Origin of the sequence: Ferdinandcohnia sp. QZ13 (genome assembly GCF_031324165.1) — a bacterium.
In the GTDB taxonomy this organism is placed as follows: Bacteria; Bacillota; Bacilli; order Bacillales; family Bacillaceae_L; genus Ferdinandcohnia.
Window position 1 is genome coordinate 1,460,966 of record NZ_JAVIVW010000001.1, and the last position, 18,853, is coordinate 1,479,818.

Here is an 18,853-nt window from a genome sequence, read left to right on the forward strand (position 1 = left end):
CCCTTATTTTAATTTAAGGAGGACATGGCTATTTTTTAGAGTTTTTTAGTTAAACAAATAATTCGATTCGCCTCTTGAAATCCATTTTTCAAATGAAAGTTCAAGCTTTTATCATTCTCAAGTTCAACATCGCTTGCAAATTCTAAACAATCTTTATGTTTTGCCCACTTTTCGCATGAGGATAAAAGCTGTTTAGCCACACCTTTTCTCCTGTGCTCTTCTTTTACAAATATCCCTTCAAGGTATCCCACTGGACTACTTTCAGTTCCTTCAACATAGTCTACACGTAGCTGACACTGGGCAAAACCAATAGCTTCATTCTCTTCTTTTGCTAGGAAGATTACCGCTTTTTTATCATGAATTAATTCAGTAAACTCCATTGTAAATACACTTTCAACATTCTCAGGCCATAACTGCAATGCTAAACTCACAATGTCATGTACGTCCTCAACGGTAGCTTTTACTATTTCCATAAAACCCTCCTAAATTATTTTGAACGTCGATTATAGTCCTGCTCGATTTCTTCTTTCCAGCTTCGGTCAATTTTCTTTCCACTGCGCAGGTTAGTGACAGCCTCACTGACCATTTGATAGTTTAATTGTGTTCCTTGTTCGTCAGCATGGAAATCCACGGCGAAGTCCTCGTCAATTCCAAATTCGGCAGCAGTTGCAACGGCATCAATATTTGCACCTAGAAACATAAATTCCCAACCGTATTTCTCTTTTTGGTATTGCACCATCTTTTTAATTTTTGCTGCAGTAAATTCACGACTCGCATTTTCCATTCCATCTGTTGTAATCACAAACAGCACTTTTTCAGCTCGTTCAGCTTTACTTGTATGTTTTTGGACATTGTTTATTTTTTGAATCGTAAAACCGATTGCGTCTAATAATGCAGTTGTTCCACTAACCTCATAATCTTCTTCAGTAATGGGTGAAATCCCTATTACATTGATTCGATCATGTAAAATTTCATAATGGTGATTGAATAAAACTGTGGTAACACGTGCTTCCCCTTCTGCCTTCTGTTGTTTTTTGAGCATTGAATTGAAGCCACCAATCGTGTCTGTTTCAAGCCCAGCCATTGAGCCGCTTTTATCTAAAATAAACACTAATTCTGTATTCATCTTGTTATCCTCCGTTCGGGTTTTATTTACAAGATTAGAATAACAAGATTTAGAATAGGTTGGGTCGCTTTAAAAGCGACATTTTTAAGCACCTAATAATGGCTGGTCAAACATAAATAAAGCTTCATTGATTTCATGAATATTGTAATTCTGTTTATTGATGAAAAATTCAATGATGACATCAAATTTGCTGCTATGGGTCAATGTGTACCCAGCAGCAGATAATAGATGAATCGTTTCATCGACATTTAATCGTAATGCAATTGCAAAAGCGATTGCCGTTTTCTTTTTCGGAGTATAACCCGCTTCATTGCGGATTTTTGAAAACAAACGACGGTCAATATTTGCTCGTTTATAGGTCTCTACATCGGTCATTCCTCTTTCATCGATTAACCGGATTAATCTATCAGAAAACGATTCATCCAGCTGGTTGACTAGCTCGACTAAATTGTTTTTGACCTGTTGGTTTTCTTCAATTTCGTACAGTTCTTCCTGGGCGTCCAGTAAAGGTTCAGCATGATTAAATTCTATGTTTCTGACACGCCTAAATGTCGATTCAAATTCTTCTACGTAATGTTCGTCTATATATTGATGAATCGAGGTAAACAACTTCTTGCTGACACCAAAGGATGCTTTATCAAAAACAACCAAATAGACAAGCATATCGTGCTCCATTAGAAATGAGCTAATCGTAGAAACCGCAATTTGTAGGGCTTCCTCTTTTGGATAGCCATAGATTCCAGTTGAAATGAGCGGAAAGGCAATAGACTCGCATTTATGGAGCCTTGCTAGTTCTAAAGAATGATAGTAGGAGGATTGTAAAAGATTAGCTTCATCCTTTGAGCCACCCTGCCAAATTGGACCGGGAGTATGTATGATGTATTTTGCAGGGAGGTTAAAAGCATCCGTGATTACGGCGTGACCGACCAAACAGCTACCAATCTCATCACATGCAGCTTGGAGCTCTTCAGCACCTGCAGCCCTAAAAATCGCGCCACACACCCCGCCCCCCATCTTTAACTCCGTGTTCGCCGCATTCACAACTGCATCCACCTTCATCTGTGTAATATCATTCCGAACAATCTCTAATGGCATAACTTATTTTCTCCTTTCAAGGTATCACGGGACCGCAGGGACGGTTCTTGTGGTCCCAAGAAGTTAAGCAACAAGGTCACGCGATTCCTTTCGCAAATTGGCACGGCTTCCCTCTTTTTTCTGGTGATACCCTTTTAAATTTAATTTTCAGGAATCTCCAAAGGAACCAATGGAACCGTCCCCCCGGTTCCCAGAAGGGTAATAAATTCTTGGAGTGCTTTGGTTTGGAATGGGGAGTTTGTAATAAATGAGAATTTCCTTATGTAAGGTAGTCCAGGAAAGTCCACGATTTTTAGGTTCCCATGTTTAATTTCCTTTTTAACAACAAGTTGAGACAATATGCTTATTCCTAGACCTGCCTCAACGGCTTCCTTTATTGCCTGTGTACTTCCAAAAGTCATGATGTTTTTAGGCGAAATATGCAATTGTTTAAAAACACTTTCCCCTGCTTCCCGAGTGCCAGATCCTTCTTCTCGCAATATCCATGCCTCGTCTTCAAGGTCCGTTATGGTAACCTCTCCATTTTTTCGTACCAATGGATGGTTTAATGAGGCAATGATCACCATATGGTCCTCGGCAAAATCTCTGATTTCTATTTGTTTTTCTTTTTTTAATGGCCCCTCAATAATTCCAATATCTATTTGATGACTTTTCACTAATTCTGCTATTTTTACTGTATTTCCTATCGTCACTTTTGGCTCGATGTCGGGGTATTGTTTTTTCATCTTTGCAATTAAATGGGGAAGAACATATTCACCATATGTATAGCTTGCTCCAATCGAAAGCGGACCTTTTACTTGATTTGTTAAGTCATCAAGCAGGCTCCCCATTTTAGTATATAAACCGACAATTTCCTTCGAATGGTGGTAAACAATCTCGCCAGCTTTGGTCACACGTACATATTTGTTAGTTCGGTCTAAAAGTCTGACTCCTAGTTTTTCTTCTAATGTTCGGATATATTGGCTTACTGCGGGTTGTGTCATATGTAACTCATCTGCTGCCCGTGAGAAATTCTTGTTATCCACAACTGAAAGAAAAACCTCTAACTGCTGATCCATCCTTCAATTCCTCCTTTATTTTATTATAACACTTCACTTATCATGAGCATTACATATAATTATTTTTCTTATACTTCTATTCCCCTTAAAGTAAAAGTAGGAGGTGTTTTCATATGGAATTAAAAAGATTCAACATACAAGATATGCTAACCACGAAAAACAGATGGAGTGCCGGGATTGCTTTTACATTTCTTATCGCCCTTCTTGGATATCTGTTGGCATTGTTACCAGGATTTAATCATGTCGGACAATTAGCATGCGCAATTATTATCGCAGTGGTATATCGACAATTCTTTGGCTATCCCGAAGCTTTAAAATCTGGGATTTCTTTTTCGTCGAAACGATTACTGCGGGTAGCGATTATTTTATATGGATTAAAATTAAACATTGGGATTGTCTTACAAGATGGATTCTGGCTCTTACTTCGTGATGCCGGAGTTATTACTTTTGCTATTTTAACTACGATTGGACTTGCGAAATTATTTAAAGCTGATAAAACGATATCTTTATTATTAGGAGTTGGAACTGGAGTTTGTGGTGCCGCAGCCATTGCTGCAGTTGCCCCAATTGTAAAATCAAAAGACGAGGATACAGCAATTAGTGTCGGGATCATAGCATTAATGGGGACTGTATTTTCTATCATTTATATAATTCTTCGCCCATTCTTACCGTTAGACGCACTTCAATATGGGGTGTGGTCAGGAACTAGCCTTCACGAAGTCGCTCATGTGGCACTAGCAACGGCCCCAGCAGGAAACGATGCAATCGCAATCGGAATGTTAGCGAAATTAGGGCGTGTCTTTTTATTAATTCCATTATGCTTTATTTTAATCGGTATCATGAGATACAAAAACAAAAATGCTACAGGCTCAAAAATTGAATTCCCTTGGTTTTTAATAGGATTTATTCTATTTAGTATTTTAGGAAGCTATGTATTCGGCCATTCAATTCCTGTACCGGATTATATAATGGATGGACTCTTCTCATTAACAACTTGGCTGTTAACAGCAGCGATGGTCGGACTTGGGTTGAATGTTAGCTTAAAAGAATTGCGAACAAAAGCATTACGGCCTCTTGTAGCAATGACATTAACCTCTATAGCACTATCTATTATTGTTTTCTTGATTGTTTAGGAGGAGGAAAAAAAGCTTGCGGGACCTCAAGGACGGTTCTTGTGGCTCCATGCGGTTAAGCATCAAGACCACGCGATTCCCTTTGCAAATTGATGCGACTCCACTCTCCCTCTCCTGTGGTAACCTTTTTGAATGTCCGGAAATCTCCGAAAGGAGCCAGTGGAACCGTCCCTCTGGTTCTCCAAAAATCCCTAAATGGAACCAACAGAGCCGTCCCTCTGGTTCCTCAATAGATTTCTTTTTCAAATGTTTCGCCGTTGTTGTATTCGACTTTCATCACGAGTCTGATATTTTCGTATTTATCGACTTGATTGAGATGGAAGAAATGCTCTGCAGAATCTGGGGAATTTTCTTTAACCCGTTGAAGCTCTTCCTCCCCAATTAATATATTTCCTTTATATTTTAAAAGGGTTGCTTTTTCAACGTACTTCGATTCTCCATCCATTAGATAGTTGATCAGCGTAATATCTAATTTTGAGTTAAAAACATGAACATCTGTCTGGATAACTCCATAAAGGCCGGACTTCAAATCCCCTAAAGATTCTTGTTGGATTTCACTGCTTTTCACCATATGATCATAAGAAACAGTTACATAAAAGTTAACTGTATCTTGAAGTCCATCGATTGCTTCTTTTTCAGAAACCTCTTGGCTGTGGTAGGAGTCAGAAGTAATAAGGCCAACCTGCCATTGAGGCTCTTTTTTAAATTCAAATGGCACATTTACCTGAAACAGGCCATTCTGAAGTTCCTCCGCAGAAACAGATGTAAATTCTTGATTTTCACCAAACGAATAATGAAACTCTACTTCTGAATTATTCTGAAGCTCCTTTACCTGCCACTTAAAATTCGCACTCGCTTCACCCTTATTAAATCCTTTGTTATCAATCTCCATGCTAACAGGACTCATCCAACTTTGTTCATTTTTAAATTCTTCTAATGCACTGTACACTTGACTTGCTTGATCATCGATCCTATTCGTAATGTCTTGTTGTGAACCTGCAACAAACCCAAATTGTTCCTCTAAATCGTTCACCTTTGATAATAAAGTAAAATTCAAAACTAAACTCCCCGCCAAAGCCAGCACCACAATCATCCTAAAGTACTTTTCGATCCCCACCATCTCCCCATAAAAAGTCTGTATAATAACAGCTTATTCTCCTTACATTAAATATAACAAAACTATGGGTCAGAGGGACAGGTACAATGTCCCACAACAAGTGAAAAATGAGACGGAGATACCCATGCCTAAAGAGGTCTAAAATGAAAATTCGTTTTGGTTATGTAGCTAATGCATTGGGTTTGTGGGATGCAAGCCCATCTAAATCTTTAACATTTACAAGGTATGCCGCACTTCCTAAGGACGAACGGATGGAAAAGCTTAAATTCGTGACAGCACAAAATTTACATCATACAAAAAGGATTCTTAACTATAATATTGCACATGAAATTGAGGTCTATCGGCTTTCAAGCTCACTCGTCCCCTTAGCCACCCATCCTGAAGTGATGTGGGACTTTATAACCCCCTTCAAAAAAGAATGGGACGAGCTTAGCCAACTTATAAATCAATATAAAATGAGGGTTAGCTTTCATCCTAATCAGTTCACCCTTTTCACAAGTCCCAGGGATGAAGTCACGGCCAATGCGGTAATCGACATGGAATTTCATTATAAAATGCTGAAAGCACTGAATTCCCTTGAAAAAGGAATCCTAAATATACATATTGGCGGCGCCTATGGCGATAAAGAAAAATCGATCATACGCTTCCATCAAAACCTAAAAAAACTTCCAGTCGCAATCAAAAACCAAATGACACTAGAAAATGATGATAAGACCTACAATGTGGAAGAAACACTGCTTGCCTGTGAAAAAGAAAACATCCCGATGATACTTGATTATCACCACCATATGGCAAATAAAGAAGGAGTCGATCTAACACTCTATGCAGAGCGTATTTTTCAAACATGGGACGACAAACCGACCGTACCCAAAGTACATATATCATCACCAAAATCAGATAAAGCCTTCCGATCACATGCCGATTTTGTATCGTTAGACTTTATCATGCCTTTTTTAAAACTGGCCAAAGACCACAATCAGGACTTCGATATCATGATCGAAGCAAAACAAAAGAATCTTGCCATGCACAAACTTGTGGAAGACATTTCGTCAATAAGAGGAGTAAAACGAATATCTAGTTCAACAGTCGAATGGTAGGGACAAATAGACAGGTTCACTGTCCCAGAATTGAATGAAAAATAAGTGAGGTGAACTGCGGTGACAAAGGTACGTCTTGGCTATGTAGCAATGAGTATGGAATTAAAGAATGCTTCACCTTCAAAAACAATGACATTTGCCCAATTTCAAAAAATTGAAGACCGTGAAGCAGCGATTCGGAAATTGGAGCGTATTGCTTTAACCAATCTACACAATACCCTAAGGCTGTTAAAGCATAATGCAGCGTCTGAGATTCATTTTTACCGGCTAACCTCACGTCTCATCCCTTTAGCCAACCATGAAGAGCTTCTTGATTGGAATTATATGAAACCATTAAAACCGAGTCTTCGTGAAATTGGTGATTTTGCAAAGGAGCATGGTATTCGGATCGATTTTCATCCGGATCACTTTGTTCTAATCAATTCTCCGCAAGTGGAAATTTTAAAAAACTCAATTCGTACCCTAAAGCTCCATTATCTCCTATTAAAGGGCATGGGGATTAAGCCCATCCACCGCTGCGTGATGCATGTTGGGGGCAATTATAAAGAAACCGATGTCTCACTTGAACGCTTTGTAACCAATTGGATGGACGTCCCGTCAAAAATTCAAAACATGATTATGCTTGAAAATGACGATACATCCTTCACTCTAGAAGATACACTGTACCTATCTGAAAAATTAAATATTCCCCTCGTCTTTGATTATCACCACCACTTAGCCCACCATCAAAACCCGAATTGGGAAAATCACTGGGACAGAGTGGTCCAGACATGGAAGGATTCCCCACTCCCGATCAAAATGCATATTTCTAGCCCAAAGAGTGCGGAATCCTTCAGACATCATTCGGATTATGTTGACATTGAGATGTTTTTTACATTTTTAAAAGAAATAAAAGGAAGTGTTCCACAAATCGACTGCATGATTGAAGCAAAGAAAAAAGATGCTGCACTCTTTAAACTTATGGAAGAAATCAAATTGAGGGATGATGTGGAAATGATTGATGGCTCTTCTTTTTACATGAAGTAATTGGCCCATCACAGAAAAAGGGACGAAGAGTCATTGTCCCAAAGACAGCCCTTCGTCCTTTTTACGATACTAAATCTCTCATAGAGTTGTAAATACGTTCTACTACTTCTACACCCGCTTGTTCCCACCGGCTTTTATCTGATATTTGTCCGTCTTTATCAAGTGGTGTTTGGAATTGATCGAGCCCAGTCGTTGCTGTAACAAAAGAGTTTTGGTCATAGTCTAACCCATAATTCACGATATGTTTAATGACATACGGCGTCCCAAATTGTATGAGAGCACTCGAATGGTCCAGCATTCCTTCCACTACAAAAAAAGGGACCCGTAAATAAATCGTTTCTCCATTTTCACGATTTAACACGGCATCAAATTTTCCTTGATCATATTCAAAATTACTGCAAAAGCTACATCCGTGAGAATCAAAAATATCTCGAACAGCACCAAAATTAGCCTTTTTCCCATCAATTACCGAATTTAACGTAATCACACTATTCACCTCATATAACATAGTTACTATTGGTATTATTTTCAAAAAAACGCTCTAACATACATGAAACCCAATTTTCCATAAACAAGTAGACATAACTTCAAAGCCGAATTGAAAAAATGAGTAATAAGGAGTTTAACGCTTTTATTAATAATGGAAGAGGTGATGTCATGGAACAAATGTATCAGGCTGGAGATGTTGTCTATGTATTTTATCGAAATCCCCATACTCAGGACGTAGCCAATATACAGGCAGCAGCTGTTGTCAATCACCCTGAGAAACCAAATGAGTTAGCCCTGTTTCTTTATGAAACGTATTATCCACTATCAGATGAGGTTGCCGTTTATTCCTCAGAGGAAGAAGCAAACCAAGCCTATCAGTATTACTATGGCGAAGTAACTGAGGGGACAATGGAATGAAGCCGTTTAATCCAAAGCTCATCTATTTTGAACCACAAGCGTTAGATTATCCGCTAGGAAAACAGCTCCTCGAAAAATTTGAAAAAATGGATGTTGAAATACGCTATACCACTTCACACAACCAGGTTAGAAATTTGCCTGGTGATAATGATTTCCAAAAATATCGAGTCGCTAAATCAACACTTGTTGTGGGGGTAAGAAAAACGCTTAAATTTGACACCTCTAAACCTTCAGCAGAGTACGCCATTCCCTTTGCCACGGGGTGTATGGGTCATTGTCATTATTGTTATTTACAAACCACAATGGGATCGAAACCATATATTCGTACATATGTGAATGTCGATGAAATTCTTGAAGCAGCTGATAAGTATATGGCGGAACGTGCCCCAGAAATCACAAGGTTTGAGGCATCCTGTACATCAGATATTGTCGGAATCGATCATTTAACACACACGCTTAAACGAGCGATTGAGCACTTTGGAAAATCAGAATACGGGAAATTACGATTTGTGACGAAATTTCATCATGTCGATCACTTGCTAGACGCTGAGCATAATGGAAAAACAAGATTTCGCTTTAGTGTGAATGCAGATTATATTGTGAAAAATTTTGAGCCTGGGACGTCTCCTTTAGAAAAACGAATTGAAGCTGCAGGGAAAGTTGCGAGGGCCGGATATCCTCTTGGTTTTATCGTAGCTCCTATCTATCTTCATGAAGGATGGGAAGAGGGATACTATCACATGTTTGAACGTTTGGATGCAGAGCTACCCGAAGAGGCAAAAAAGGACCTCACCTTTGAATTCATTCAACACCGGTTTACAAAACCAGCAAAGCGAGTAATCGAAAAAAACTACCCAATGACCAAACTAGAATTGGATGAAGAAAAAAGAAGATACAAATGGGGTAAATATGGCATTGGAAAGTATATTTATCAAAAAGATGAAGAAGAGGATATCAAAAAACACCTGTACGCGTACATGGAAAAATTCTTCCCACACGCAAAACTAGAATACTTCACTTAAATCAAGGTAACAATACGGTGGGACTAGGTTCTTGCCAGGGACGCTGGGACAGGTTCCTTGTCCTAAACAAAATAGTAGAGGTGAAAAAAATGGCAAAGCAAAAAAAGAACAATAAACGAAACAGCGAAGTGGGCTCAGGTTCAAGATACCATGAAGAACATGCGAGCCATGTACCAGATTACGGAGCTAATAGCATGGATCCGAACGCCAAAAATGCTAAATAGAAAAATGAGGTGACATCATAATGGAATATGAAGCTAGAAATGCAACAGAAGCCGCGCTTCTTGATTATAAAACCGGTATAGGTACTTTTACTAAAAAAATGCCAAAATTAGCTGAACTCTATAATGCGTTCACTGAAGAATGCTTTAAAGAGGGCGTCTTATCTCAAAAGCAAAAACAACTTATTGCTTTAGGGATTAGTTTATATTCACAGGATGAATATTGCATTATCTACCACACAAAAGGCTGTTTAGATCAAGGTTGTTCTGAAGAAGAAATCCTAGAAGCCATCGGTGTAACGGCAGCGTTTGGCGGAGGAGCAGCTATGAGTCAAGCCGTTACTCTTGTTCAAGATAGTATTGATGAATTGAAACAAATGAAACAGTAATACAATTGACCATAAGACAGTCTTTGAGTAGACTGTCTTTTTTATTAAAAAAACACACTAATCATTAGTGTGTTTTCGCTCTAATAAATATCTAATCTCATCAGCATGCCGACGACTTGTATCAATTACATCTTCCGCAACCTTTTTACTATCCGGATCGAGGTCACCCTTCACAAGCTCCTCTGAATATTCCACACCATATTTTTCTAATCCTTTTAATGCATCTTTCAAAATTTCTTCTGGTTGATCTGGAAGCATAACCTTGTGCATGAATCCGTGCATCGTGCCAGAAACACCTTCACTGTCCGCAGGTATACCATTTAAATTTTGAATTCGCTCCGCAAGCTTTTGCGCGTTCATCTTGGTCTCCTGTTGAATCGTTTGAAATTTTTGCTTTAATTCAGGCTCGTCCAGACTTTGGATATGATGCTCAAAAGCACGAATCCCCATGTATGTTCCTCTTAATAGGGTATTTAGTTCTTCAACTACAATCTCTTTGTCCTTCAAAGACCCACATCCTTTCAAAGGTAACGAACGATTTAGGCTTACCTATTTTGTTATCTCCTTACTGGTACATCTGGTCACTCGAACCTTGGGTTGGACTTTGATATTGTTTCATAAACTGTTGAATCATTTCTTGATTCTCAGCAACAACCTGATACATGGCCCCTAAAAATACTTTTAAATTCCGAACATTGCACATGCTGTAGCATATACGCCATATTCGTAATGGAATTCACACAACTCATTGTTAACTCGTTTAATTCATGTAGCTCATGAGCCGCTAATCTCACTATGTATTCCTCCTTTTAACTCATTATCCTTAATAGATTGCATTGAAGATGTGTTTATTATTCTGAAAAAAGAATGGATGTCCGAGAAAAAGAGAAGTCCGGTTGGGCACGGGATCTCTCCCTTCATCCCAAATAAAGAAGCGCCAGCCCATTTTTTATCTTCATAGGGCAGACGCTTCTATCATTTTATAATAATTCCTTGGCCAACAATCGATATACGTTCAAGCGTTTTTCCTGTGAATGCGGGATACTACAAATCATCGCTTCATCAAATCCATATTCGTCCTGCTCCTGCTTTAGTCTTTCGGCAATTGCTTTAGCAGCTCCGACTAGGTGAAGCTTTTTCCGATTTTCCTGGATATTCATTCGTTCCACTTCGGTTAATGGATAATTTTGTGCTTCCTCTGGAGTTAATACCTGTCCCAGCTTTCCTGTCATGAGCCATAGGCGCGCAATGTCATGTGGCAATGCTTCAAACTCTGCTTCCTCCTCTGTCTCTGCAACGGTAACCATGTAGGAAACAGTAATCACCGGTTTTTCCATAAAGACAGTTGGTTTAAATTGCTCTTTATATAAATCTAAAATTTCCTTCGTCATTTCGCCGTTGAAAAACTGGGCAAAGGAGTAGCCTACACCCATTCGCCCCGCCATTACAGCACTATTACCAGTTGAACCGAGCAACCATGCTTCTGGTAAAACCACTTGAGACGGTGTTGCGATTGTATGTTTATAGAGTGGATGATCGGGGATTTCGTCCTTCAACATTTGTAAGGCAAGATCGAATTTCTCATACATATTATTTACCATGGGTTGGCGCCCTTCAGATAAAGCATAAATTGCATATTGGTCTCCACCAGGTGCACGGCCAACTCCGAAATCAATTCTTCCTGGAGAATATGAACTTAGTGTTTTAAACACTTCTGCAAGCTTTAGTGGAGAGTAATGCATCATCATGACTCCACCTGTACCGATTCGAATCCGCTTCGTTTTCGCAGCCAAATGGGCTACTGAGATTTCAGGAGCTGAACTTGCATAAGAACCAGTCCCATGATGCTCGGCCATCCACATGCGGTGATAGCCTAATTCATCTGCCAAGATTGCAAGTTCCTCCGCTTTTTTTAATGCATCCGCAGGAGAATTTCCTTTCGTAATTGGCGCTTGATCCAGTACACCTAATCTCATATTCCACCATACTCCTTTCGCATTGGGACACAGGGACAGGTACAGTGTCACTGTAAAAAAATGAGGGGACAGTGAACCTGTCCCACTGTCCCTACTTTGTCTTCACAAAATCAATAAATGCATCAACTTTACTATCTAAAAAGTTTAGTGTTGTTTCATCAACCAATTGACCTGTTTGTTCATCGATTTTTTGACTTGCAAAGTTTATCAATATCTCATTTGCACCTGGAGGTAGAACTTTCGCCTGAATACCTGGTGCCACTAAAATCTCACGTAAATGAAGTTGCGCACGAATCGTTCCCATCATCCCAGGAGTTGCACCAAGTGTCATAACAGGTTTGCCGATGAACACTTGCTCTACGCGTGATGTCCAATCTAGTGCATTTTTTAATACACCTGGAACCGACCAGTTGTATTCAGGTGTAATAATGATTACACCGTCCGCATTGGCAATCGCTGCTTTGAAATCCTTCACAACCTGTGGCGGATCCAATTCATCGTCTTGATTAAAATGAGGTAAAGCACCGATATCAGGGATTTCCATGTTGAGTTTATCACTGTATCTTTCCTGCATAGTCTTAGCCACTTGCATATTAAATGAATTTTTTCTTAAACTGCCTACGAGTGTTACGATGTTCATACTTTTGCCTCCCATGTGAGTTAAAAATTCTTAATACCTACACATTATAGGAAATTGTTTTATTTTTCAAACAGGTTGCTTGAAGACTACCAAATATAAAATAAAAAATCGGCAAGCATTGTCACTTGCCGATTTTGTAGAAAGAGTCCTTTTATAAATCTAGTGGGACGAGGAACCCCTATCCCAGATTTTCTCCCCTTGCACCCAAACTTGTCGTATGTTTTCTGGTCGTGCCAGGTAGATGATTTTTTGGAAAATATCATGTGATTTTTCTTCTGGATCATAAAGTGGAAGCTTTGCAGTTTTGATAGTTGTGTCTATTATTTGTGCATCCCACACATAATTTTCTGCTAGGCGTCCGATTGGTAGACTTAAGCTTTCCCCTCCTCCAGCAGTGGCAAAATAGAATGCTTCATCAAGTGTTATTCTTGAATTGGGAACACCGCGCTCACTTGCTGGTAATGTCGAATCCACTCCATCCTCGAGCATTCTAGAAGAGATCACAGTCTGTTTTACATTATCAAATAAGCTTGGTGAAAAACCTCCTGAGATATCAGAGCCTAAGCCTATTTCGACCTCTTTTGATTGAAGGCGTGCAATTGGAATGACACTATTGGCAAAATACGCATTGGAGATGGGACAATGACAAACCGCAGTCCCTTTTTCAGCAAATAAAGCTGCGTCATTGTCTGATAAAAAATTGCAATGCGCCATGACCGATTTTTCACGTAATAATCCGAAATCATTAAGGGCAAACGCATCATTCTTTCCGAAGCGTTCCTTGACATAACCATGTTCCCAATCACTTTCGCTACAATGGGATTGTATATGAGTATCATATTTCGCTGCTAATTCCCCTAACCCTTGCAGTGCTTCATTCGTACAGCTCGGGATGAATCGAGGGGTTACCACTGGATATACTCCCTGTTTTGTTGATTTTGCTAATTCCCTAACAGCTAAAATAAACTCTTCCGTTTCAGTTAGTGCTGTCTTTGTATCATGGTCACGATAAAAATCCTCCGTTTGGTCAGGATTATCCATCACCACTTTTCCTACTAACCCACGCTGACCTTTTTCCGCACAGATTTGAGCCAAGAGAAAACTAGCTTCCTTATGTACGGTAGCAAAATAAAGGGCCGTTGTCGTACCATTCGCGAGCAGCGTTTGAACCACCTCGTTATACACCTTTTTCGCAAATTCGATATCCTCAAATTTGGCTTCAATCGGAAATGTATATGTATTCAACCAATCATAAAGGGGAATATCCAATGCCGTTCCCGCTTGTGCCCATTGTGGTGCATGAACATGCAAATCAATAAACCCGGGTAAAAAATACTGTCCTTGGGTTAACCGGTGATAGTTGCTTGTATGTTGATACGCATCTATAAGTGGTTGATACTCAATATGTTCTGGACCTATCACCTTTTCAATCATCCCATCTTCATTCACACAAAAAAGATGGTCCTTCAAAACCTCAACTTCCTTAGGCGAACGGCTTGTAAAAGCTGTTCCATGAAACACACTTGTATATTCACTCATTTTCGTCACCTGTATCTCGCTTTTTTATCGTATATTATAGCATACGTGTTTTGAATAGTTGCTCCGGTAATGGCTGTTTATTAAACGTGGTGGCATATGTTCCTATCAAAGACCAAGAAAAAAGGAGGCGGAAGTCTATCTCTCCGCCCCTCATTTTTTCATTATCCAGATTGCCTTCATCTTGTTAATTAACGAAACAACTGCTCACGAAAGTTTTGATAGTTTTTCATAGATGTTTAGTAATTGGTTTCTTTCTTCATCCGTTAGACTTTCGAAAAGCTTCCTGCGAAGTTTTTTTCCTTCTTCATTTGCTTCATTTAAAACTTCATATCCTTTTTCCGTAATTTCCAAATAAATGACTCTACGGTTGGACTCGTCTTGTTTTCGAACCACTAATTCTCTTTTTACAAGTTTATTTGATAGATGTGTTAAAGTAGGCGGGGTGAGTCCCAATGCTTTCGCAATATCGGAAGGTCGGCTTTTTCCATGCGTTTTCAAGTGGCCAAGCACTAGAATATGGGAGACTCCTAAATCTCCCTCAAAAAGCTTATTCCATTGAATGATTAACTGATTGGTTACCTTATCCATATTATGTAAGATTTCAAAAATCGTTTGCTCTTTCATAAATTGTAATCCCCGCTTTCAAATATAAGAGCCCTTAAACAAGGTAAGGGCTCTTTTTAGCATACACATTATTGGGCAGAGAATCCACCATCAATCACGATTTCTGCACCTGTAATATAAGATGATTCTTCTGAAGCAAGGAATAATGCTGCATTTGCAATGTCACTAGGTTTTCCTAATCGTTTAAGTGGTGTTGCCTGGATTAAATGACCTAAAAGTTCCTTTGAAGCACTTAAAGCTTGAGTCATTGGTGTTTCAATGATCCCAGGGAATAGGGCATTCACACGAACTCCATTACGGCCAAAGGTTGTAGCTGCAGCTTTAGATATTGCACGAACTGCTCCCTTAGAAGCTGAATAATGGTTAAAGCCTTGGCCAATCTGTGCTGTGTAAGAAGATATATTGATAATAGAACCTTGCCCTTGAGCTTCCATATAGGGAGCAACATGTTTCATCCCAGCAAATGGTCCGAAACCATTGATGGAAAGCATTTTTTGCCAATCATCTATATTGATATCAGTATATGGTTTTTCTGATGATATTCCAGCGTTATTTACGAGAATATCGATTTTACCAAATCGTTCATTCACTTCTTTTGCTAAAGCTGCCCAATCCTCATCGGAAGCAACGTTTAGCTTCATCCCGTATACATTTTCAAGTTGACTAATTTTTTCAAGCGCAACCTCGTTTATATCTGCTGCGATAACGGTAGCACCTTCTTGGCTGAATAGTTTGACCATCCCTTCACCAATTCCAGAGGCTCCACCTGTAATAATAGCTACCTTATTATCCAATCTTCTCATCTTCATTCACTCCTTATCGTAATTTTATTGAACCGCCATCAACCATTATTGTTTGGCCAGTAATATAATCTGAATCACTACTTGCCAAGAACACTGCCACTCGGCCAATATCTTGTTCTGGATCTCCAAGTTTACGCAATGGAATCTTGTTTACCATTGCTTCATACATTTCAGGTGCACTGTCGCGCCATTGTTCAACACCTGCTGTTAATGCGATGGGTGAAATTAGATTAACGTTAATGCCTTCAGGTCCCCACTCATTTGCTGCAACACGAGAAATTGCGCGAATAGCCTCCTTTGCAGCTGCATAAGAAGTCTGTGTCATTTGTCCATCTATTCCTGCACCAGAAGCAAAGTTAATCACTTTCCCTCTACATTTCTTTAATTCTGGATACGCTGCTTGCATAAAGTGAAAAGTAGGATAAAAGCCCGTCCCAAACGATAAATCGAGCATCTCCTGTGTGGTTTCACTAAATAATGCTTGTCTTGATGCATGTGCATTATTAACTAAAATGTCCAACTTTCCATACTTTTTTACAACTTCATTTACAATCTCATTTACATTTTCTTTAATGGAAATATCTTTTATAAAAAGTAAACCTTCTGTGTATTGATTGATCTCAGCGAGTGTTTCTCTCCCTTTTTCTTCATTCACATCAACTATTGCGATGTGAGCACCTTCTTTTGCCATAGCAAGAGCCATTCCTCTACCAATACCTGAAGCACTACCAGTAATGATCCCAACTTTACCTTGTAACTTCATTATCATAACCTCTTTTCGTTATACATTTAGATATCTAAATGTTTTACATCTAAAATTATATCAAACTCATATACAACTCGCAAATAATAAAACCTATATTCAAAAAGTGTATTTAAAGGCACTAGTATTTTTTCGTTGCAAATCTTTAGTCACGATCATTCCTTAGTTCCACAAACCATCTTGCTCCATTTTCTTTTTACCTCTGAAAGCTACAATTACACAAATAATATTAGTGATTAACATAAAAATAATTGCATATAAAACCGGAGTGTAGGTTCCAGTAAAGTCATACACATACCCATAAGCTGGTAAAGCAAGAATTGATGCCACAGCTAACCCTAGTGATGCGGTTGAATAGATTTGACTATATTCTTTATTTCCAAATAAACTAGATGCGAGCGCAGGTCCTAATGTTCCAATTGAAGATGAGATAAAGCCAAATAGGACAACTGCCAACGAAATGATACCTGTGCTCGTTCCTGAGAATAATAGCAAACATATTGCGACTAGACCCACGGTCATCGCAAATACTGCTGTTTTTTTAGAACCTATTCTATCTGTTAAGAATCCAATAATTAGTGAACCTATTAATACACCTATCATATAGGTCCCCATTACATTTCCAGCAAATGTTACATCAAATCCCTTATTCATTAAATATGTTGGGATATGCATAGAAAAACTCGCAATGGATGTAATGAGAAAGAAAAATACGATTAATGCATAGAATGCAGAAGATTTTTTTGCAACCTTTAATTCTACGCCCTTTTCACTTGTTTCCCCTTCGTTTACAGGACCACTCTGGTTTGTTTCACCCATACCAAAAGGAAGTACCCCTTTGTCTTGAGGTGACTTGTTAATTAATAACATGATAATAGGAACAACAATAATAATTACTGCAATACCAACAATGATATAGGAAGATCTCCAACCATGTCCGGCAATCAAACTACCGACAATTGGTTGTGCTATTGCACCGAGTAATCCACCAGCCGCACTAAGAATGCCAAGTGCAAGCCCATTACTCTTTTTAAACCATTGATTAATTAAAACTGGTCCAGCAATTACTGTGATAAACACGCCACCTACTGCCAATGGAATCGCAAATAGATACCATCCCCAAACCGATTTCATTAAACCGAACATGGCAAATGCTCCAGCTTGCAAAACAATCGCAATCGTTAATAGGAGCCGAGTATCGTATTTCGCCATCATTTTTCCGCCAATTGGTAAGAAAACCATTGTGACCACAGCTGAAACACTAAAATATAAAGATAAACTCCCCATCCCAATTCCAAGATCTTTTGTGATTGGGGATAAAAATAGACCAGCTGAATTATTTAGCCCACCTTTTCCAAGCCCCACAATGATACATAATGCAACTAGTATCCACCATGCATAGTGGATTCGTTTTTTATTTTTTCCCATGAGCTCCCATACTCCCTTTATCTCAACTTTCTTAACAAGTAATCATCATTTAGCTTTGTGCCTTCTTCATAAATTCCTCAAAATCAGCAATACTTGGGTTTGCGATATAATGTCCACCTTCAACCTGAATGGTTTGTCCAGTAATAAACTTTGCTTCATCTGAAGCTAAGAATACAACTGTGTTCCCGATATCTTCCGGCTCTCCGTGATATGGCAACGCATTAAATTTCGCAAAAATATCCAACACCTCAGGTGACATGTTATTTCTAGCAGCAGGTGTTAAAATTAAGCCTGGCGCAACCGCGTTACAGCGAATTTTGTTTTTTCCATATTGCGTAGCAATATATTTTGTAAGATTTACTACACCCGCTTTTGATGCTCCATATGCAGAACGGATGGAGTCGCTAAAAAACCCAGCCATCGATGCTGTATTAATAATAGAGCCACCACCAGCTTTAATCATGTGTGGAACTGCAAATCTTGTTCCAAGCAATACGCTCTTTAAGTTCAAGTTCATGAGACGATCCCACTCATCAAGATCCATGTTCACAATATCCAAATCTTTTCTTAGATTAGTAGAACCCACATTGTTGTAAAGAACATTGATAGTACCATATTCCTTGACGGTAAATTCAACAGCCTCCATGATTGAGATTTCATCACCGGCGTCAAGAAAGATCCCAACAGCCTCACCACCATTAGACTTTATTTCTTGGGCTGCTTCCCTTGCTCCATCTACATTAAAATCGGCAATAACAACTTTGGCACCTTCTTTTGCTAATAATGTCGCAGATGATAATCCAATACCTGAAGCGCCACCCGTTACTAACGCAACTTTATCCGTTACTCTCCCCATATTCGAAACCCCTTTCAAAATAATGTTCATTGTT

Annotated in this window: 22 protein-coding genes; 7 read left to right on the forward strand and 15 right to left on the reverse strand. The window is 39.0% G+C overall.

The genetic code is table 11. The annotated features are described in order from the left end of the window. Window positions 1-35: 35 nt before the first annotated feature. From aac(6') to RGU12_RS07060, 4 genes are all read right to left on the reverse strand, one after another. Complete coding sequence (gene aac(6'), locus RGU12_RS07045) at window positions 36-473, reverse strand: aminoglycoside 6'-N-acetyltransferase (RefSeq protein WP_309535430.1); 438 nt, start codon at window positions 471-473, stop codon at window positions 36-38. Window positions 474-487: 14 nt separating this feature from the next. Beyond that, window positions 488-1,126: a vWA domain-containing protein gene (locus tag RGU12_RS07050; RefSeq protein ID WP_309535431.1), complete on the reverse strand. Its 639-nt coding sequence runs from the start codon at window positions 1,124-1,126 to the stop codon at window positions 488-490. Window positions 1,127-1,210: 84 nt separating this feature from the next. Beyond that, entirely contained in the window at window positions 1,211-2,221 is a 1,011-nt protein-coding gene (locus tag RGU12_RS07055) for a macro domain-containing protein (protein ID WP_309535432.1), read from the reverse strand. A 140-nt stretch (window positions 2,222-2,361) separates the two neighbouring features. After that, window positions 2,362-3,279 carry a LysR family transcriptional regulator gene (locus RGU12_RS07060; RefSeq protein ID WP_309535433.1) on the reverse strand — a complete coding sequence of 306 codons (918 nt, stop codon included), beginning with the start codon at window positions 3,277-3,279 and terminating at the stop codon, window positions 2,362-2,364. Between the two features lie 113 nt (window positions 3,280-3,392). Between RGU12_RS07060 and RGU12_RS07065 the strand changes: the two genes are divergently transcribed. Next, window positions 3,393-4,412 carry a YeiH family protein gene (locus RGU12_RS07065; RefSeq protein ID WP_309535434.1) on the forward strand — a complete coding sequence of 340 codons (1,020 nt, stop codon included), beginning with the start codon at window positions 3,393-3,395 and terminating at the stop codon, window positions 4,410-4,412. A gap of 226 nt (window positions 4,413-4,638) precedes the next feature. On the opposite strand, the gene RGU12_RS07070 is transcribed toward RGU12_RS07065, so the two are convergent. Further along, the gene (locus RGU12_RS07070; protein WP_309535435.1) at window positions 4,639-5,469 is read right to left on the reverse strand and encodes a hypothetical protein; all 831 of its coding nucleotides are present in this window, start codon (window positions 5,467-5,469) and stop codon (window positions 4,639-4,641) included. A 203-nt stretch (window positions 5,470-5,672) separates the two neighbouring features. Here RGU12_RS07070 and uvsE (RGU12_RS07075) point away from each other — a divergent pair, with 203 nt between their 5' ends. Continuing rightward, window positions 5,673-6,626 carry a UV DNA damage repair endonuclease UvsE gene (gene uvsE, locus RGU12_RS07075; protein ID WP_309535436.1) on the forward strand — a complete coding sequence of 318 codons (954 nt, stop codon included), beginning with the start codon at window positions 5,673-5,675 and terminating at the stop codon, window positions 6,624-6,626. A gap of 60 nt (window positions 6,627-6,686) precedes the next feature. Beyond that, on the forward strand, window positions 6,687-7,652 hold the full coding sequence (uvsE, locus tag RGU12_RS07080; protein ID WP_309535437.1) for a UV DNA damage repair endonuclease UvsE: 966 nt from the start codon (window positions 6,687-6,689) through the stop codon (window positions 7,650-7,652). A 61-nt stretch (window positions 7,653-7,713) separates the two neighbouring features. On the opposite strand, the gene RGU12_RS07085 is transcribed toward uvsE (RGU12_RS07080), so the two are convergent. Then, window positions 7,714-8,139, reverse strand: a complete 426-nt coding sequence (locus RGU12_RS07085; RefSeq protein ID WP_116351403.1) for a YugN family protein — start codon at window positions 8,137-8,139, stop codon at window positions 7,714-7,716. Window positions 8,140-8,309: 170 nt separating this feature from the next. Here RGU12_RS07085 and RGU12_RS07090 point away from each other — a divergent pair, with 170 nt between their 5' ends. From RGU12_RS07090 to RGU12_RS07105, 4 genes are all read left to right on the forward strand, one after another. Continuing rightward, on the forward strand, window positions 8,310-8,558 hold the full coding sequence (locus tag RGU12_RS07090; protein WP_116351404.1) for a transcriptional regulator SplA domain-containing protein: 249 nt from the start codon (window positions 8,310-8,312) through the stop codon (window positions 8,556-8,558). Next, the gene (splB, locus tag RGU12_RS07095; RefSeq protein ID WP_309535438.1) at window positions 8,555-9,580 is read left to right on the forward strand and encodes a spore photoproduct lyase; all 1,026 of its coding nucleotides are present in this window, start codon (window positions 8,555-8,557) and stop codon (window positions 9,578-9,580) included. The genes RGU12_RS07090 and splB overlap by 4 nt, the downstream gene beginning before the upstream one ends. Window positions 9,581-9,669: 89 nt before the next feature. Beyond that, on the forward strand, window positions 9,670-9,804 hold the full coding sequence (locus RGU12_RS07100; protein WP_309535439.1) for a hypothetical protein: 135 nt from the start codon (window positions 9,670-9,672) through the stop codon (window positions 9,802-9,804). 20 nt (window positions 9,805-9,824) lie between these two features. Further along, a complete protein-coding gene (locus tag RGU12_RS07105; protein ID WP_309535440.1) occupies window positions 9,825-10,190 on the forward strand; it encodes a carboxymuconolactone decarboxylase family protein in 366 nt (121 codons plus the stop codon). A 57-nt stretch (window positions 10,191-10,247) separates the two neighbouring features. Here the strand turns inward: RGU12_RS07105 and RGU12_RS07110 are convergent, their stop codons facing one another. The 9 genes from RGU12_RS07110 to RGU12_RS07155 form a co-directional block, all read right to left on the reverse strand. Beyond that, window positions 10,248-10,697, reverse strand: coding sequence for a ferritin-like domain-containing protein (locus RGU12_RS07110; protein WP_309535441.1), 450 nt, complete (start codon window positions 10,695-10,697; stop codon window positions 10,248-10,250). A gap of 473 nt (window positions 10,698-11,170) precedes the next feature. Next, entirely contained in the window at window positions 11,171-12,166 is a 996-nt protein-coding gene (locus RGU12_RS07120; protein WP_309535442.1) for an MsnO8 family LLM class oxidoreductase, read from the reverse strand. 91 nt (window positions 12,167-12,257) lie between these two features. Beyond that, window positions 12,258-12,806, reverse strand: a complete 549-nt coding sequence (locus RGU12_RS07125) for an NADPH-dependent FMN reductase (RefSeq protein ID WP_309535443.1) — start codon at window positions 12,804-12,806, stop codon at window positions 12,258-12,260. A 159-nt stretch (window positions 12,807-12,965) separates the two neighbouring features. Next, window positions 12,966-14,345, reverse strand: a complete 1,380-nt coding sequence (guaD, locus tag RGU12_RS07130; protein ID WP_309535444.1) for a guanine deaminase — start codon at window positions 14,343-14,345, stop codon at window positions 12,966-12,968. Window positions 14,346-14,549: 204 nt separating this feature from the next. Then, a complete protein-coding gene (locus tag RGU12_RS07135) occupies window positions 14,550-14,969 on the reverse strand; it encodes a MarR family winged helix-turn-helix transcriptional regulator (RefSeq protein WP_309535445.1) in 420 nt (139 codons plus the stop codon). A 68-nt stretch (window positions 14,970-15,037) separates the two neighbouring features. Continuing rightward, the gene (locus RGU12_RS07140; protein WP_309535446.1) at window positions 15,038-15,772 is read right to left on the reverse strand and encodes an SDR family NAD(P)-dependent oxidoreductase; all 735 of its coding nucleotides are present in this window, start codon (window positions 15,770-15,772) and stop codon (window positions 15,038-15,040) included. A gap of 13 nt (window positions 15,773-15,785) precedes the next feature. Continuing rightward, on the reverse strand, window positions 15,786-16,535 hold the full coding sequence (locus RGU12_RS07145; protein ID WP_309535447.1) for an SDR family NAD(P)-dependent oxidoreductase: 750 nt from the start codon (window positions 16,533-16,535) through the stop codon (window positions 15,786-15,788). Window positions 16,536-16,697: 162 nt separating this feature from the next. After that, window positions 16,698-17,963 carry an MFS transporter gene (locus tag RGU12_RS07150; protein WP_309535448.1) on the reverse strand — a complete coding sequence of 422 codons (1,266 nt, stop codon included), beginning with the start codon at window positions 17,961-17,963 and terminating at the stop codon, window positions 16,698-16,700. A 49-nt stretch (window positions 17,964-18,012) separates the two neighbouring features. Next, window positions 18,013-18,819: an SDR family NAD(P)-dependent oxidoreductase gene (locus tag RGU12_RS07155; protein WP_116351417.1), complete on the reverse strand. Its 807-nt coding sequence runs from the start codon at window positions 18,817-18,819 to the stop codon at window positions 18,013-18,015. Window positions 18,820-18,853 lie beyond the last annotated feature (34 nt).